This window comes from Microbacterium atlanticum (genome assembly GCF_015277815.1).
In the GTDB taxonomy this organism is placed as follows: Bacteria; Actinomycetota; Actinomycetes; order Actinomycetales; family Microbacteriaceae; genus Microbacterium; species Microbacterium atlanticum.
On record NZ_CP063813.1, the window covers coordinates 2,562,429 to 2,578,261 of the forward strand.

Consider the following 15,833-nt stretch of genomic DNA (forward strand, 5'->3'; position numbering starts at 1 on the left):
GGGCATGCCCGCGTCAGACCGGGTGCGCGGCGGCGAACGTGTCCTTCGGGTCGAGCCGGTGCTTCAGCTCCCGCATCCGCTCGCCGGCACTCCCGAAGCCGGCAGCCGGATCCACGCCGCCACCGTCGACGAACGTGAGCGCGAGGGCATCGGCGCGCCAGGAGTCGAGGGCGTCGATCCCGGCCCGCACGGCGGCATCCGCCCCCGGCAGGGCTTCGGGCACCGGCACGATCGCGACGGCGTGCATGAGGTACTCGCCCGCGATCGCTCCCACCGCCCCCGCGTGCGCGGGCCGACGGGCGATCATGCCGCCGAGGTGTCGCAGCTCCGCGAAGAAGAGACCGGGCACGGCGGCCGTCGCGAGGAAGGCCTCGACGGCCTCCGGCGGCAGCTCCGAGAGGATTGAGTGGCGCGAGACGGCGGGGGTCGGTCCGGGCGGATCCATGTGGACGGTGACCAGCGCCTCCGCCGGGATGCGGCCGAACGTGTCCATCTCCGGCGCGAGATCCCGCAGCGGCGCCAGCAGCGAATCGGCGGCGGCATCCGTCTCCAGGACCGCGCCGTCGACGACGACGACGGACCGCCCCGACAGGAAGGGGGGCAGTTCCGGCAGCGGCGGAAAGTTCATGATCCGCAGGGTCGTGGTGGCCGACTCGGGGGCAGAAGCCGTCCACGCCGCCCACGCGTGGGAGACCTCGGCGGCGCGCGAGGCATCCCACAGCAGCATGCCCGCGAAGACGTCGGCGTAGGGCAGCAGGTCGATCTCGAGCGAGACCACCACGCCGAACGCCCCGGATCCGCCGCGGACGGCCCAGAACAGCTCCGGATTCTCGTCGGCGCTCGCGCGCACCAGGCTGCCGTCGGCCGTCACGAGCTGCACCGCCCGCACGCTGTTGACCGCGAGGCCGTGCGCGCGTCCGTAGAACGACAGCCCACCGCTGAGACAGTAGCCGGCCACCGAGACGTCTCCGGCGCTGCCGTGCGGCGCGGTCAGGCCGTGGGCCGCGGTCGCGGCCAGCACGTCGTTCCACAGCGAGCCGCCCAGCACGCGGGCGGTACGCGTCTCGGCATGGACCGTGACGCCGCGGAGCCCCGCGAGGGAGAGGAGAACGGTCTCGGACAGATCCGTGTCGGCGAGGGCACCCGCTCCGTGCCCGGTGGACTGCGGCGCGACGCGCAGACCCGCCGCCGTGGCGGCACGGACGACGGCGACGACGTCCTCGGCGCTTCCGGGGCGCGCGATGGCGAACGGGCGCTGGTCGACCGCGACGTTCCACGGCAGGCGCGCGGCGTCGTAGCCGCTGTCGCCCTCAAGGATCACGCGGTCGCCCAGCGCCGCGCGGAGGCGATCGCCGCGCACGTCGGCGGTGATGTCGGAAAGGGTCATGAGTGCTCCCAGGTTCGTCTCGATGCCTCGGGTGAGGGCAACGTCCACTGTCCTCGCCCGAATCGGCGCGGACCATCCCAGATCCTGAGGGACTTCCCCTCCCCCAGATACCTGGGATGGTGCGATCGATCGGGCGGGTGCACACTTCATCCATGGCATCGGCTCTCGCCGTCGGACGTGCGCGCAGCGACATCGACGTCGTCTCGCGCGCGGGACTCCCGCTGCACAGCTTCGTGGACGAGGCGGCAGCCGCGCTCGAAGCCGTCGTGCCGTTCGTCGCCGCGTGCGTGTCGACGCTGGACCCCGCGACGACGATGGTCTCGAGCGCCCGCAAGATGGGCGAGCTCGACGGATGCAACGAGCAGGACGTCGCCTGGTCGCAGATCGAGTACGGCAGCGACGACCCCACCTCGATCTCGGAGCTGGTGAAGACCGGCCGGCTCGTGGTGGGCCTGCACGACGCGACGCGCGGCGTGCTCGATCGCTCGGTGCGGATGTCCGACCTGCTCGTGCCCCACTTCGGATTCCACGACGAGGCGCGCGTGGTCTTCGTGGACCGCACCGGCGCGTGGGGTCACATCTCGCTGTTCCGCGGAGATGACGACGCCGCCTTCGCAGAGGACGAGCTGGAGTTCCTCGCGGCGGTCGCGCCGGCCTTCACCCGCGGCATCCGCACCGGTCTGCTCGCTCAGCTGACGCGCAGCGCCGCCCCCACGCAGACCGGGCCCGCTGTCATCGTGGTCGACGCGCACGATCGCATCGTCCAGTCCACCCCGGCGGCCCTGGCGCATCTGGCGCGGATGTCGGCCGCCCCCGGCATGGGCGATCCGCTGACGTCGGTGCAGGCGCTCGTCAGCGGCGCCCGGCGCCTCGCCCGTGGGGAGGTCGAGCGGATGCCACGCATCCGGGCACGCACCGGCGACGGCGTGTGGCTCGTGCTGCACGCCGCGCCGCTCGGGGGAGCGGGCGACCGCGCGGGCGACGTGGTCGTCACGATCGAGGAGGCGAGGCCCCAGGAGGTGATCGATCTCGTCGCGGCAGCCTTCGAGCTCACCACCCGGGAACGCGAGGTGGTGGCGGTCGTGCTGCGGGGCGCCGACACCCGGGAGATCGCCGCCGAGCTGCACCTGTCGCCGTACACCGTGCAGGACCACCTCAAGTCGATCTTCGAGAAGGCCGGCGTCGCGAGCCGCCGGGAGCTGGTCGCCCGCGTCTACTTCGACCAGTACGTGCCGCGCATGGGCGGCGACATCGGCGCGAGCGGCTGGTACACCGCCTGAGAGCCGCGTGGGAGGCAGGTCCGCCGCGGGGGGACACGAACTACCCTCGGATCATGGCGACGCAGCCCGAACCGGGGTGGTACGACGACGGCACCGGCAGGCAGCGCTGGTGGGACGGAACGCGCTGGGGTGACCAGTACATCGACCTGCGCGAGCCCGACCCGCAGCTGCGGACGGATGCCGGGCCCGTCGCCGCCGCGGCGGCACAGGCCGGATGGTACGACGACCGCCGTGGGCGCACGCGGTGGTGGGACGGACGGCGATGGACCGGCAACGTGCGCTACAGCGGTCAGGAGCAGGACTTCGGCGGGATCGTGATCGACGGGCGCTGGGTGCACTTCGGCGAGTTGAGCGTCGCAGTAAGCGAGGTGGCGGCATCCGTGGAATCGGGTGACGTGCTGCTGCGGAGCCCGGCGTTCACCAAGGCGGCGGCCGAGCGCCGGCTGATCGGCCACGCCGGCCTCATCACGCCGCGCGTCCTCAACCGCGCGATCCACCGCGCCGCCCTCTACCTCGTCGTGCGCGGCGTGCAGGTGTGGGCGGTGCCCGTGGCCGCCGGACGCGAGGATGATGCCCGCCGATTCGCGTCGTGGGTCAACACCAGTGCGGAGCACTACCGCCACCGCTGAGCCCGGTCACTCGCCGGGGAGGGTGAGCGGGAGCTCACGCTCCCGATCCCACGCCTCGGCCCAGCCGAGGCGGTCGAAGAGGCCGTCCAGCAGCATGCCGGTGAACCCCCACACCAGGTGCCCACCCGGTCCGTCTCCCACCAGGAAGCCGGGCCCTCGCCACTCCTGCCCGTCGCGGCGGATGACCGTGACGCCGCGGTTCGCGGGATCGAGGAGGTCGGCGACGGGAGCACGGAAGACGTCGGCGGACTCGGCCTCGTCCATCACACGGACCGGTGACGGATGCCGCCACCATCCGAGCACCGGGGTGACGAGGTGCCGCGAGAAGGCCAGCGGCACCTCGGTGAGCTCGCCGAGCACGTCGACGCCGGCCGGATCGAGACCGGTCTCTTCACGGGCCTCGCGGAGCGCGGCCGCGACCGGTCCCGCGTCATCCGGGTCGATGCGGCCTCCCGGGAAGGCCACCTGGCCGGGGTGCGCGCGCAGCGTGACCGCGCGTGACAGCAGGAGCACGTCGAGGTCGCGCGAGACCGCGCAGCTCTCGGCGTCGCGGTCGCTCGGGAAGGAGTCGAGGACGCCGAAGAGCATCAGCACGGCGGCGGGACGCGCATCCGGCTCGGGCGGAAGCTCGATCAGCGGCCGCCGATCCCCCGTGGGGTCGGCGAGGGCAGCGAGCTGCTCCCGCGCGGTCCGGGTGGTCGGTTCGACGCGCACCCGTTCAGCGTACGCCGGAGCGCCGAGGCCCCGGTTCAGTCGGCCGCGCGGTGACGGCGTCGCGCCGGCAGCGCCACCGCCCGCACCAGCGAGAATGCGAGCGTGCCGACCACGAGCCACGGCCCCAGGACGATGATCGGATCCAGCCAGGCGTGCTTGAGGTCGGCTCTGCCGCGTCCGAACCGCGACGCGAGGGGGCGGTGACCGCGCTCACCGAGGATCCCCGACTGCGTGAAGGGATCGTCCGGCCGGCGCGAGATCAGCGACCGCGCGTGCGCCGTCGCCGAGTCGATCCGGTCACCGACGATGAGCAGCAGCCAGTGGGCCGTCTGGCCCTCGCTGTACCGGTCGTACGCGAACCGGCGGACGCGGCCGGCGAGCCCGTGCAGCGGCTGGGCGGTCCCGAAGACGGGGGTCAGGCGCTCGTGCTCGACGGACTTCTCCCGGCCTTCCCGCCGCGGCTGGTCCTCGGGCAGGTCCCAGTGCGCTCCTGTCGCGATGCCCGGCTGCTCGCGGGGAAAGGCGGGGCGATCGGCGGGATCGAGGTCGGCGCCCCAGCCCGGGATGCGGGCGCGCAGCTCATCCGCGGTGGGAGTGCTGCCGGGCTTGTCGGATGTGTACGGCATGGGGTTCTCCTTCGCGCGTCGTCAGGTCGCCGGGATGATGACGGGCTTGATGATGTCGTCGAGCTTCGACGCGAAGATGTGGTAGCCCTCGGCGATCTCGTCGAGCGGAATGCGGTGCGTGATGAGCTCGCTGGGGCGGACGTAGCCGGCGCGGATGTGCTCGAACAGACGGGGCCACTGGCGCTTCACCGGCGCTTGGTTCATCCGAAGCGTCAGACCCTTGTTCATCGCGTCGCCGAACCGCACGGCGCTGAACATCGGACCGTACGCGCCTATGACCGAGACGGTGCCGCCCTTGCGCACGGAGTCGATCGCCCAGTTGAGCGCCACCGGCGAGCCGCCCTGCATCTTGAGCTTGGCCGAGGTGACGTGCTGGATCACGTGGCCGTCGGCTTCGGCGCCGACCGCGTCGATGACGACATCGGCGCCCAGGCCGTCGGTCATCTTCTTCAGCTCCCGCACGATGTCCCCCACCTGCGCGAACGAGACGGTCTCCGCGAAGGCGAACTCCTCCGCCTTGCGCAGCCGGTAGTCGAGGTGGTCGACGACGATCACGCGGCCGGCGCCCATGAGCCAGCACGACCGCGCCGCCGCCAGGCCGACCGGCCCGGCGCCGAACACCACCGCGGTGTCGCCCTCCACGATGTCGGCCAGCTGGGCGCCGAAGTAGCCCGTCGAGAACGCGTCGGTGAGGAGGAGAGCGTCCTCGTCGGCGATGTCCTCCGGGATCACCGTCGGCCCGACATCGGCGAACGGCACCCTCACGAGCTCGGCCTGCCCGCCGTCGTAGCCGCCCGTCGAGTGCGAGTACCCGTAGATGCCGCCGATCGCCGTGGCGTTGGGATTGACGTTGTGGCAGTTCGAGTAGAGCCCTCGCGCGCAGAAGAAGCACGAGCCGCAGTAGATGTTGAACGGCACCATCACCCGATCGCCGACGCTCAGGGTCCGCACCGAGCCGCCGACCTGCTCGACCCGGCCGATGAACTCGTGGCCGAACGTGTGACCGATGCGGGTGTCGGGCATCATGCCGTGGTACAGGTGCAGGTCTGAGCCGCAGATCGCCGCGAGCTCCACCCGCACGATCGCATCGTTGGGGTGCTCGATCCTCGGCTCGGGCTTGTTCTCGACCCGCAGCTTGTACGGCCCGCGGTACGTCATCGCCTTCATTCACGCCTCCCGTGTCTCAAGACACCTTGCGCGACATCGGTGGGGCGGGCAGAGGGGGTTGCGTGGGCGGGCTCGTGCTGTATCGTGTGCCGGCCTCAGCCGCGGAAGAAGGCCTCCGCAACCCGGGCGAGGTCCCACAGGTCGCTCACGCCGGCCAGTTCGCGGGCGGAGTGCATGGAGAGGATCGGGATGCCGACGTCGACAGTGCGGATCCCGAGCCGGGTGGCGGTGATCGGCCCGATGGTCGAGCCGCAGGGCACCGCGTTGTTGGACACGAACTCCTGGCTGGTGACGCCGGCCGCGGCGCACCAGCCGTTCCACGCGGCGGCGCCGACCGCGTCGGTCGCGTACCGCTGGTTCGCGTTGATCTTCAGGATCGGGCCGGAGCCGAGCACCGGCTGCACGACGGGATCGTGCTTCTCGGCGTAGTTGGGGTGGATGGAGTGGCCCACGTCGCTCGAGACGCACCACGAGGCGGCCAGCGCCTGCAGCTGCTGCTCGCGGTCTGCCCCGAGCGAGAGCCACAGCCGCTCCAGGACATCCGCCAGGAACGGACCCGCGGCTCCCGAGCGAGTGCCGGACCCGACTTCCTCGTGATCGAACACCGCGAGCATGGCGATGTGATCCGCGGCGAGGTCGGAGGCGGCGCGTTCGAGAGCCACGACACCCGCATGGACGGAGGCGAGATCATCGAGGCGGCCGGAGGCGAAGAAGACGCCGTCGCGACCGAACGACGCACCGCGCGCGGCATCCGCCGTCACGATGTCGTAGCCGCGGATGCGCGCGGCGTCGACACCCGCCTCGGCCGCGAGCTCCGCCAGGATGTCGGCGGACTCGACGGAGCCCAGCCCCCACACCGGCTGGGTCTGGGACTGCTTGTCGAGCGCGAGGTGGTCGTTCGCCTCGCGGTCGAGGTGGATCGCCAGCTGCGGCAGACGCAGCAGCGCCCCCGTGGCGGCGAGGACCGTCGTGCCGTCGTCGAGCACGAGCCGGCCCGCGAGCCGGAGCTCCCGGTCCAGCCAGGAGTTCAGAAGCGGGCCGCCGTAGATCTCGACTGCCGCCTGAAGCCACCCGAGCCGCCCCGTCGTCGGCTTCGGCTTGAGCTTGAATCCCGGCGAGTCGCTGTGAGCACCGAAGACGCGCACCGGTGTGGCCGCCGTCGCCGTCGCGGGAACGACCCAGGCGATGGCTGCACCGTCGCGCACCACGACGAACCGGCCGCCGGGCTGCGCCGGCCACGAGCCGTCCTCGTCGACGCGGGTGAATCCGGCACCCTCGAGCCGCCGTGCGACCTCGGCCGCCGCGTGGAAGCTGGACGGCGATGCGGCGACGAAGTCCGCCAGATCGTCGGCATGGTGGAGGGCCTCCGCGGCTGCGGATGCGGTGGGTGACGGCACGGGACGAGCCTCCTGACAGAGCAGCGGCGGGACGGTCCGATCGTACCCAGCCGCCTCGCCGAGAGGTCCCGGTGCAGCGGAATCCGTGCCCGGCGATCAGGACTTTTCGGCCTCTTCCCTCACATGTAACGTTCAGGTAACGCACCGGAACCGCCCAGAAAGGGCGACCAGACTCGGGGACTTGTGCCCGCCCGAACGGTCACGACGCGCTTTCGCGGCGCGAATTCGCTATACGGAACCGGTTCTTCATGCGCTCTCCCTCCACTTCGCCCGCCCGCCGCACGCTCCGCCGCGCGGAGCGACGCAGCCGCCGCCGCCCCGTTCTCGTCGTCGCGTCGCTGGCGATCGGCGCCCTGGCGACGGCCGGCTTCACCACGGCCGCGCCGGCCGCCGAGGCCCAGGCGTCCGGCACGCTCGGCGGGTTCACCCTCGCGTCGTACCACACCGCCTCGTTCGACACGACCGCCGCGTCGGTGTCGGCATCGGCCGCTGAGGAAGCGATGACGGATGCCTCGACCGCCGTCGCCGCGGCGACCACCGTGGCCGCCGACATCGCCGCGTCGGGCCTCGACATCGGCACGGCCGACACGACGGTCGACACCGCGGCGCTCGAGACCGCCGTCGAGCAGCTCGAGCGCGCGCAGGCGCTCCCCGCGATGTACTCGGAGGAGTTCGCCGAGGCGGTGACCGCCGAGACGGCCACGGTCGCCGAGGAGACGCAGAGTTTGCGCGGGATGCTCGACGCAGCGCTCGCGCTCAAGGCGCAGCGCGAGGCCGAGGAGCGCGCCCGCAAGGAGGCGGAGGAGAAGGCCCGCCAGGAGGCTGAAGCCGCCGCCGCCGCTGCGGCTGCTGCTGCGAAGAAGCCGTCCGGCTCGGGCTCGGGCTCGTCGCCCGCTCCCCGTCCGGTCTACGCCACCGGCGGTGCTGTCGGGGGCACGAGCCCCGCGGACGCGCAGGCCACCGCCCGCGGCATGATCGGCGGCTACGGCTGGGGCGACGACCAGTTCGCGTGCCTGGTGTCGCTGTGGCACAAGGAGTCCGGCTGGAACTACCAGGCGTACAACCGCTCCAGCGGCGCGTTCGGCATTCCGCAGGCGCTGCCCGGAAGCAAGATGGGCAGCGCGGGAGCCGATTGGCAGACCAACCCCGCCACCCAGATCTCGTGGGGCCTCGGCTACATCGCGGGACGCTACGGCTCGCCGTGCGGCGCGTGGGGGCACTCGCAGTCCGTCGGCTGGTACTGAGCCGGCCGGCGCCGACCCGGCGCGCAGAGCAAGGATGGTCCCGGTGGGTAGCCCTCCCACCGGGACCATCGCGCGACTACGGGAGACTGGACGGCGACCCGAACGCCGAAGCTCGACCGCCCCGCGCTGTCTTGCTTGCCTGCCCTGCAAGCGTATGTTGCCGTGTGGGGTTCATCTTGCCCTTGACATCCGACACAGCGCACTGATATCGCATTCCGCCCGACGGAGACCTCGGCGCGCAGCCCCCCATCCGGCCGGCCGGGGTCAAGTCCCTTCTGGCCCCCGGCGCACTCCGATGGAATATGCGCATGTCGAACGCCCCACGCATCTCGGTCGTCATCCCGGTCAAGGACGATGACACCGAGCTGGCACGCTGCCTGCAAGCACTCGCGCGTCAGACCCTCGCACCCGACGAGGTCGTGGTCGTGGACAACGGATCGACGGATGCCTCTGCCGGCGTCGCACGCGCCTTCGGCGCCCGTCTGGAACGGTGCGCGACGCCGGGCATCCCCGCCGCGAGCGCGGCCGGGTACGACGCCGCCACGGGAGAGCTGATCCTGCGGCTCGACGCGGACTGCATCCCCGACCCCACCTGGGTGAGCGCGATGAGCGAGGCCTTCGCCGCACGCCCGGACGTGGTCGCCTTCACCGGCGGAGCCCGCTTCATCGACGGCCCGCCGAGACTGCGCCACCTGCTCGCCGCCGTCTACCTGGGAGCGTACGCCGCGGTCATGACGCCGACGCTCGGCCATCTCCCGCTGTTCGGATCGAACCTCGGCATGCGACGCGACGCGTGGTGCGGCATCCGTTCACGCGTCCACCGCGACGACGCGGAGCTGCACGACGACATGGATCTCGCTTTCCACCTGGGCGAGCGCGGACGCATCCGCTTCCTGCCGCGGGCGCGGATGGGGATGTCGATGCGGCCGTTCACGAGCGGTCGCGACTTCGCGCGCCGCGTGGGGCGCGGGCTGCGGACCGTGGTGGTCCACTTCCCTCGGGACTTCCCGCCCGTGCGGTGGTCCCGGCACGTCATGCGCGCCGTCCGCCCGGCGGGCTACGAGACCCGCCCGTCCCCCGGCCGCGACACCCGCAGCCACCGGTAGCCGTAGGCAGGGACCTCCAGCTCCACGCGGCCGCGGTCATCGAGGGGCATGCGGTCCGACCCGAGCAGATCCACCAGAGTCGCCCCTTCCGGCTCGTCGGCGAGAGCGAACCGGGTGGTGGCCGGGACGCCGGCGAAGTTGTGGATCGCGACCATCCGGCCGATGTCGGCCCGCAGCGAGTGCACGAGGATCGACGCGACCGGCTGATCCAGCACCTCGAAGTCGCCCCAGCCCAGCTCGGGCGAGATGCGGTAGCGCGAGATGAGATCTCGGAAGAAGTGCAGGAGCGACGCGCGATCCTCGATCTGATCGGCCACGTTGACGTGAGCGGGAGCGTAGCCGTCACCCGGAGGGCGAGCCACCAGGCGCGACGGAGCCGCCTGCGAGAACCCGCCGTTCTTCTCCGAGGTCCACTGCATCGGCGTGCGCACCGCGTTCCGGCCGGGGATGTCGATGTTCTCGCCCATGCCGATCTCTTCGCCGTAGAAGAGCACGGGAGTGCCGGGGAGGGTGAACATCAGGCTGTAGGCCATCCGGATGCGGCGCGGGTCGCCGAGCATCGGGGGCAGCCGCCTGGTGATCCCCCGTCCGTACACCCGCTGTCGCTCGTCGGGCGCGAACGCCTCGAACACCTCGTCCCGCTCCTCGTCCGACAGCTTGTCGAGGGTGAGCTCGTCGTGATTGCGCAGGAAGTTCGCCCACTGCACCTCGACCGGCAGGGACGGGCGTGACGACAGCGCCTCGACCAGCGGCGCGGGGTCCTCGCGGGCGAGCGAGAGGTAGAAGGCCTGCATCGCGACGAAGTCGAACTGCATCGACAGCTCGTTGGCGTCGTCGCCGCCGAAGTACGCCACCTGCTCCTCGTACGGCAGGTTGACCTCGCCGAGCAGGATGGCCTCGCTCGACCGGCGCTGCAGGAAGCGCCGGAAGTCTCGCAGCAGCTCATGCGGATCCTGGATCTGCGTGCCGGGGGGCATCTCGAGGAAGAACGGCACCGCGTCCACCCGGAACCCCGCCACGCCCAGTTGCAGCCAGAATCCGATCGCGCGGGCCAGCTCGTCGCGCACCGCGGGGTTGGCGATGTTCAGGTCGGGCTGGTGCTCGTAGAAGCTGTGCTGGTACCACTGACCGGACGCCTCGTCCTTCGTCCAGATCCCGTCCGCCTCACCCGGGAAGACCGCGTTCTTCTGCTCTTTGGGCGGGGCGTCGTCGCGCCAGATGTAGTAGTCGCGGTAGGGCGAGTTGACGCTCCGCTTGGCTGCGAGGAACCATGGATGCCGATCCGAGGTGTGGTTGACGACCAGGTCCACGATCACCCGCATCCCGCGGTCGTTCGCGGTGCGGATCATCTCGACGAACTCGCCGTGGTCACCCAGGCGCGGGTCGACGCCGTAGAAGTCGGTGACGTCATAGCCGTCGTCGCGGTCCGGCGACGGGTAGAAGGGCATGAGCCACAGGCAGGTCACCCCGAGCTGGGCGAGGTAGTCGATGCGCTGGGCGAGACCGCGCATGTCGCCCACCCCGTCGCCGTTCGCATCGAGGAAGGTCTCGACGTCGAGGCAGTAGATGACCGCGTTCTTCCACCACAGGTCGCTGGTGTCGGTGATCTTCATCGCATCTCCCGGAGTCGGGGAAGGATGCCGGACTCGGCGGCATCCAGGAAGGAGGACTGATCGCGGCCGACGTGGTGCACGTAGACGCGGTCGAACCCGATATCGACGAGGGCACCGATGCGCTCGGCGAGCGCGACCGGGTCAGGGTCGATCAGCACCGCCTGACGGAGCTTCGCCTCATCCACCTCCCCGACGGCGGCGTCGAAGTCCTCGGGCTGCTCGAGGTCCCACGCCAGCGGCGGAGATACCAGCCCGTTGCGCCACTGGTCCTTCGCGATGGCGTACGCCTCGGCATCCGTCTCGGCGATGCTCACGTGCACCTGCAGGACGCACGGGCCGGCTCCGCCACGGGAGCGGTACGCGTCGACGACCCGCTCGAGCGCATCCGGAGCCTGGGCGACGGTGGCGAGACCGTCCGCCCAGGAGGCCGCCCAGCCCGCCGTCTCGGGACTCACCGCCGTGGCCAGGAGCGGCGGCGGCGTCACCGGTCGGCTCCAGATGCGCGCACGGTGCACCGTGACGAGACCCTCATGGGTGACCTCTTCGCCGGCGAGAAGGCGGCGGATGACGTCGACGCTCTCGCCGAGGCGGGTCGTCCGCACGTCCTTGGGCGGCCAGGGGTCGCCGGTGACGTGCTCGTTCATCGCCTCACCGCTGCCGAGCGCCGCCCAGAAGCGGCCGGGGAACATCTCCTCGAGCGTCGCGAACGCCTGTGCGACGATCGCCGGGTGATAGCGCTGCCCGGGGGCGTTGACCATCCCGATGGAGAACTCCGTGCGGGCGAGCGCGGCGCCCAGCCAGCTCAGGGCGAAGCCCGACTCGCCCTGCCGGGGGTTCCACGGCGCGAGGTGGTCGGAGCACATCGCGCCGTCGAACCCGGCGGACTCTGCCCGCTGCACGGCGGTCAGCAGGTCGCTGGGAAGGATCTGCTCGTGGGACGCGTGGAAGCCGATGAAGACCATTCCGCGAGTCTGCCGTGCTTGTCCTCCGGTGGGGAGCCTCTTGAGATCGGGCCCGGTGTCGGATAGATCGACGGGACACGGCGATGTGCGGGGCTAGAGTCATGGAGGCTGCGCCTGTCCGCGGCATCCCGTTTCCGCAGACTTCCGGGCGCTCGCTCGTGCGCACGACGTGAGGAGCAGCCGTGGCCGCCGCCGAGTCCCCCGACCGCTACCGCATCGAGCCGACCGTGGGGCAGGCGCTGCGCCGGCCCCGCCTGCTCACGCGCGAGGTCGTCGCCGGGCTGGTGGTAGCGCTCGCCCTCATCCCGGAGGCGATCGCGTTCTCGGTGGTGGCGGGCGTGGATCCGCGCGTCGGACTCTTCTCGTCGTTCATCCTCGCCGTCGTGATCGCGTTCACCGGGGGTCGCCCGGCGATGATCACCGCGGCCGCCGGCGCTGTCGCGCTCGTGATCGCTCCGGTCGCGCGCGAGCACGGGCCCGATTACCTCATCGTGACGATCGTGCTGGCGGGTGTGATCCAGGTGCTGTTCGCGGTGCTGGGACTGGCGCGGCTGATGCGGTTCATCCCGCGCAGCGTCATGGTGGGCTTCGTCAACGCCCTCGCGATCCTCATCTTCCTCTCGCAGCTGCCGCAGCTGATCGACGTTCCGTGGGCGGTGTACGTCCTCGTCGGCGCCGGGATCGTGATCCTGGCGCTCTGGCCGCGGATCACCCGCGCGGTTCCGGCTCCCCTGATCGCGATCGTCGTGCTGACCGCCGCCGTGGTGGTCTTCGGCCTGTCTGCTGTCCCGAACGTCGCCGACCAGGGCGAGCTTCCCCGCAGCCTTCCCGAGCTGCTGATCCCCGACGTGCCGCTCACGATCGAGACCCTGCGGATCGTCGCGCCCTACGCGTTCGCCGCCGCGCTGGTGGGCCTGCTCGAGTCGCTCATGACCGCGAAGCTCGTCGACGACATCACCGACACCCACTCGCGCAAGACCCGAGAAGCGTGGGGCCTGGGGGTGGCCAACATCGCCGCCGCCTTCTTCGGCGGCACGGGTGGATGCGCGATGATCGGCCAGACCATGATCAACGTCAAGACGTCCGGAGGACGCACGCGCATCTCGACGTTCTTCGCCGGCGTGTGGGTGCTGGTGCTGGTCGTCGTGCTGGGCGACATCGTGGGGCTGATCCCGATGGCGGCGCTGGTGGCCGTCATGATCGCCGTCTCGGTGATGACGTTCGACTGGCACAGCGTTCAGCCGTCCACGTTGAAACGCATGCCGCTGAGCGAGACCGCTGTCATGCTCATCACTGTCATCGCGACCGTGTGGACGCACAACCTCGCCGTCGGCGTGATCCTCGGCGTGCTGGCGGCCATGGCGCTGTTCGCCCGGCGGGTGGCGCACTTCACGACCGTCACGCGCACCCTCGACGGCGACACCGCGCGCTACCGGGTCGACGGCGAGCTCTTCTTCGCGTCGAGCAACGACCTCACCACCCAGTTCGCCTACGCGTCCGATCCGCGACGCGTGGTCATCGACCTCTCGCGGACCCACGTGTGGGACGCCTCGACCGTCGCCGCGTTGGATGCCATCGTCACCAAGTACCAGCAGCGCGGCATCCACGTGCAGCTCGAGGGGATGAGCGACGCGGCCGCCTCGTTCCACGGACGGCTGAGCGGCGGGCTGGGCGGCGCCTGAGGGGCGCACGCCGGGGTGCGCAAGGACTTGCGTCGGGGAGGCCGGATCTGCCTACCGTGAGCGATGCAGAATCGACCGTCGACGCCCGCTGGACGGCGCGGGACCGGACCGCTGATCGGCCCGGTCGACGGCCCGGCGATCCACGTGATGACCTTCAACGTCCGCCGGCGGATGAACGGGACGTCGTGGCGGCGAGCCGATCGCTGGCGCCACCGCGCCGCGGCCGTCCGTGCTCTCCTGCGCACCGAGCAGCCGACGATCCTCGGCGCCCAGGAGGTGCTGCCGGATCAGGCCGCAGCGATGCGGGACGCCCTGGGCGGGCGCTACCGCTTCGTCGGTCGCGGGCACGGCCCGCGAGGCAGCGGTGAGGGGTGTCCGCTGTTCTTCGACGCCGAGCGGCTCGAGCTCGTCGAGTGGGAGCAGACGGCGCTGTCCGAGCGTTCCCGCGAGCCGGGCTCCCGGTCATGGGGCAACTTCATCCCGCGCATCGCGGTGGAGGCGCGCCTGCGCGACCGGGTCACCGGTCTCGCGTTCACGGCGGTCAACACCCACCTCGATCCGTTCTCGCCCCGATCGCGCATCCGCTCGGTCGAGGCCCTCCAGGCCATGCTCACCCGGGGCCCCGCGATCCTCACCGGCGACCTCAACGCCGGAGAGGGGTCGCGCACCCTTCGGGCGCTCCTCGCGGACGCGTCCCTCCGGGACGCCTGGACGGCCGCGGAGCAGCGCGTGACGGCATCCGTCGGCACCTTCGCGAACTACCGCGCCCCGCGACCGGACCGGCCGCGCATCGACTGGATCGTCGTGACCGCGGACGTCGCGGTGCAGCGGGCGGCGATCAACGACTTCCGCCACGAGGAGGTGTGGCCGTCCGACCACCTGCCGGTCCAGGCCGTGGTGGCCCTCCCCGCCACGGGCGGTGCGCAGTGATCCGCCGCTTCCTCCGGCGCCCGCAGGGCGCGGCGGAGTGGCTCGCCGACGCCGTCCGGGTGCTGGGACCGCTCAGCGTCATCGCGGGATTCGTCTGGTGGACGCCCGCCGCGGCCGGAGTGCTCGCCCTCACGCTCATCGGCCTCGTCCTGCCGCGCTTCGTCGGGGTGCGACCCGGCTTCGACATCGCGTTCTGCGTCACCGTGCTCGTCGCGGCCTGGAGCAACGTCCTCCTCCTCTACGAAACCGTGCCCGGGTGGGACCTGGTGGTCCACTTCGCGTGCACCGGCGTGCTCGCCGCCATGGGGTACCTGCTGCTGGCGCGGCTCGGCTTCGTGCCCCTGCCGGGCGACCCCGGGACGCGCCGCGGCACGCCCGTCCTCATCGTCACGACGCTGGGCCTCGCCCTCAGCGCGGTGTGGGAGATGCTGGAGTGGATCGGCTGGCGGTTCATCTCGGACGAGATCTTCGTCGCCTACCAGGACACCATCGGCGACATGGCCGCCGGCGGACTGGGAGGACTGACCGCCGGCCTCCTCGTGGCGCGGGTCAGGCTCCTCGAGGACTGATCTCCGCCAGCACCACCTCACCCACCGCGCCGGAATCCAGGGTCGCCGTCATCATGGTGTGCGCGGGCTGACGGCGACGGTCCGTCGGCGATCCGGGGTTGAGCAGCCGCATCCCACCCGGCGTCACGGTGTCCCAGGGGATGTGGCTGTGGCCGAACACCAGCACGTCGGCGCCGGCGAAGGCCGCGTCCATCCGCAGCTCCCGGCCGCGGGCATCCCCGGTCTCGTGGACGACCGCCACCCGCACGCCGTCGATCGTGCGGCGGGCGACCTCAGAGAGCCGGGCCCGCACGTCGGGGCCGTCGTTGTTGCCCCAGACGCCGAACACCTCCGCGTGCTGTGCGAGCTCGTCGAGGACGGATGCCGCCACCCAGTCGCCCGCGTGGATCACGAGGTCTGCGGCGTCCGCCGCCCGCAGCACCGCGTCGGGCAGACGGCGAGCCCGCCCCGGGATGTGGGTATCGGAGATGAGGAGGAGCCTGGTCGCCATCCCCCGATTCTCGCCCCGCCGCGCCAGGATGTCGGAG

15 protein-coding genes are annotated in these 15,833 nt (G+C 71.6%); 7 read left to right on the forward strand and 8 right to left on the reverse strand.

Annotated elements, in window-relative coordinates; all coding sequences use genetic code 11:
* Positions 1–13: 13 nt before the first annotated feature.
* Entirely contained in the window at positions 14–1,387 is a 1,374-nt protein-coding gene (locus tag IR212_RS11725) for an FAD-binding oxidoreductase (protein WP_194396083.1), read from the reverse strand.
* A gap of 152 nt (positions 1,388–1,539) precedes the next feature.
* On the opposite strand from IR212_RS11725, the gene IR212_RS11730 reads away from it, so the two are divergent.
* The gene (locus IR212_RS11730) at positions 1,540–2,667 is read left to right on the forward strand and encodes a helix-turn-helix transcriptional regulator (protein ID WP_194396084.1); all 1,128 of its coding nucleotides are present in this window, start codon (positions 1,540–1,542) and stop codon (positions 2,665–2,667) included.
* A 53-nt stretch (positions 2,668–2,720) separates the two neighbouring features.
* Positions 2,721–3,296: a DUF2510 domain-containing protein gene (locus IR212_RS11735; protein WP_194396085.1), complete on the forward strand. Its 576-nt coding sequence runs from the start codon at positions 2,721–2,723 to the stop codon at positions 3,294–3,296.
* A 6-nt stretch (positions 3,297–3,302) separates the two neighbouring features.
* Here IR212_RS11735 and IR212_RS11740 read toward each other — a convergent pair whose 3' ends face one another.
* The 4 genes from IR212_RS11740 to IR212_RS11755 form a co-directional block, all read right to left on the reverse strand.
* Positions 3,303–4,010, reverse strand: a complete 708-nt coding sequence (locus IR212_RS11740) for an NUDIX hydrolase (protein WP_420488599.1) — start codon at positions 4,008–4,010, stop codon at positions 3,303–3,305.
* Between the two features lie 35 nt (positions 4,011–4,045).
* The gene (locus IR212_RS11745) at positions 4,046–4,636 is read right to left on the reverse strand and encodes a hypothetical protein (protein ID WP_194396086.1); all 591 of its coding nucleotides are present in this window, start codon (positions 4,634–4,636) and stop codon (positions 4,046–4,048) included.
* A gap of 21 nt (positions 4,637–4,657) precedes the next feature.
* On the reverse strand, positions 4,658–5,803 hold the full coding sequence (locus IR212_RS11750; protein WP_194396087.1) for a zinc-dependent alcohol dehydrogenase: 1,146 nt from the start codon (positions 5,801–5,803) through the stop codon (positions 4,658–4,660).
* A 95-nt stretch (positions 5,804–5,898) separates the two neighbouring features.
* On the reverse strand, positions 5,899–7,200 hold the full coding sequence (locus tag IR212_RS11755) for a M18 family aminopeptidase (RefSeq protein ID WP_194396088.1): 1,302 nt from the start codon (positions 7,198–7,200) through the stop codon (positions 5,899–5,901).
* A 248-nt stretch (positions 7,201–7,448) separates the two neighbouring features.
* On the opposite strand from IR212_RS11755, the gene IR212_RS11760 reads away from it, so the two are divergent.
* Together IR212_RS11760 and IR212_RS11765 are read left to right on the forward strand one after the other, a co-directional pair.
* The gene (locus IR212_RS11760) at positions 7,449–8,444 is read left to right on the forward strand and encodes an aggregation-promoting factor C-terminal-like domain-containing protein (protein WP_194396089.1); all 996 of its coding nucleotides are present in this window, start codon (positions 7,449–7,451) and stop codon (positions 8,442–8,444) included.
* 308 nt (positions 8,445–8,752) lie between these two features.
* The gene (locus tag IR212_RS11765) at positions 8,753–9,550 is read left to right on the forward strand and encodes a glycosyltransferase family 2 protein (RefSeq protein ID WP_194396090.1); all 798 of its coding nucleotides are present in this window, start codon (positions 8,753–8,755) and stop codon (positions 9,548–9,550) included.
* On the opposite strand, the gene IR212_RS11770 is transcribed toward IR212_RS11765, so the two are convergent.
* A complete protein-coding gene (locus IR212_RS11770; protein ID WP_194396091.1) occupies positions 9,502–11,163 on the reverse strand; it encodes an alpha-amylase family protein in 1,662 nt (553 codons plus the stop codon). The genes IR212_RS11765 and IR212_RS11770 overlap by 49 nt on opposite strands.
* Positions 11,160–12,125, reverse strand: coding sequence for a TIGR03885 family FMN-dependent LLM class oxidoreductase (locus tag IR212_RS11775; RefSeq protein ID WP_194396092.1), 966 nt, complete (start codon positions 12,123–12,125; stop codon positions 11,160–11,162). Before IR212_RS11775 ends, IR212_RS11770 begins: the two co-directional genes overlap by 4 nt.
* A 182-nt stretch (positions 12,126–12,307) precedes the next feature.
* Between IR212_RS11775 and IR212_RS11780 the strand changes: the two genes are divergently transcribed.
* From IR212_RS11780 to IR212_RS11790, 3 genes are all read left to right on the forward strand, one after another.
* Positions 12,308–13,807: a SulP family inorganic anion transporter gene (locus tag IR212_RS11780; protein ID WP_194396093.1), complete on the forward strand. Its 1,500-nt coding sequence runs from the start codon at positions 12,308–12,310 to the stop codon at positions 13,805–13,807.
* A gap of 63 nt (positions 13,808–13,870) precedes the next feature.
* Positions 13,871–14,737 (forward strand): endonuclease/exonuclease/phosphatase family protein, encoded by an 867-nt coding sequence (locus tag IR212_RS11785; protein WP_194396094.1) that lies wholly within the window; start codon positions 13,871–13,873, stop codon positions 14,735–14,737.
* Positions 14,734–15,306 carry a DUF2238 domain-containing protein gene (locus tag IR212_RS11790; RefSeq protein WP_194396095.1) on the forward strand — a complete coding sequence of 191 codons (573 nt, stop codon included), beginning with the start codon at positions 14,734–14,736 and terminating at the stop codon, positions 15,304–15,306. The genes IR212_RS11785 and IR212_RS11790 overlap by 4 nt, the downstream gene beginning before the upstream one ends.
* Here the strand turns inward: IR212_RS11790 and IR212_RS11795 are convergent.
* A complete protein-coding gene (locus IR212_RS11795) occupies positions 15,287–15,796 on the reverse strand; it encodes a metallophosphoesterase family protein (protein ID WP_194396096.1) in 510 nt (169 codons plus the stop codon). The genes IR212_RS11790 and IR212_RS11795 overlap by 20 nt on opposite strands.
* Between the last annotated feature and the right edge of the window lie 37 nt (positions 15,797–15,833).

Coding starts and splice junctions, on each gene's coding strand:
- IR212_RS11785 (WP_194396094.1), top strand. CDS start 13,871: ATGCAGAATCGACCGTCGACGCCCGCTGGACGGCGCGGGACCGGACCG.
- IR212_RS11775 (WP_194396092.1), bottom strand. CDS start 12,125: ATGGTCTTCATCGGCTTCCACGCGTCCCACGAGCAGATCCTTCCCAGC.
- IR212_RS11725 (WP_194396083.1), bottom strand. CDS start 1,387: ATGACCCTTTCCGACATCACCGCCGACGTGCGCGGCGATCGCCTCCGC.
- IR212_RS11750 (WP_194396087.1), bottom strand. CDS start 5,803: ATGAAGGCGATGACGTACCGCGGGCCGTACAAGCTGCGGGTCGAGAAC.
- IR212_RS11735 (WP_194396085.1), top strand. CDS start 2,721: ATGGCGACGCAGCCCGAACCGGGGTGGTACGACGACGGCACCGGCAGG.
- IR212_RS11730 (WP_194396084.1), top strand. CDS start 1,540: ATGGCATCGGCTCTCGCCGTCGGACGTGCGCGCAGCGACATCGACGTC.
- IR212_RS11770 (WP_194396091.1), bottom strand. CDS start 11,163: ATGAAGATCACCGACACCAGCGACCTGTGGTGGAAGAACGCGGTCATC.
- IR212_RS11765 (WP_194396090.1), top strand. CDS start 8,753: ATGTCGAACGCCCCACGCATCTCGGTCGTCATCCCGGTCAAGGACGAT.
- IR212_RS11760 (WP_194396089.1), top strand. CDS start 7,449: ATGCGCTCTCCCTCCACTTCGCCCGCCCGCCGCACGCTCCGCCGCGCG.
- IR212_RS11745 (WP_194396086.1), bottom strand. CDS start 4,636: ATGCCGTACACATCCGACAAGCCCGGCAGCACTCCCACCGCGGATGAG.
- IR212_RS11795 (WP_194396096.1), bottom strand. CDS start 15,796: ATGGCGACCAGGCTCCTCCTCATCTCCGATACCCACATCCCGGGGCGG.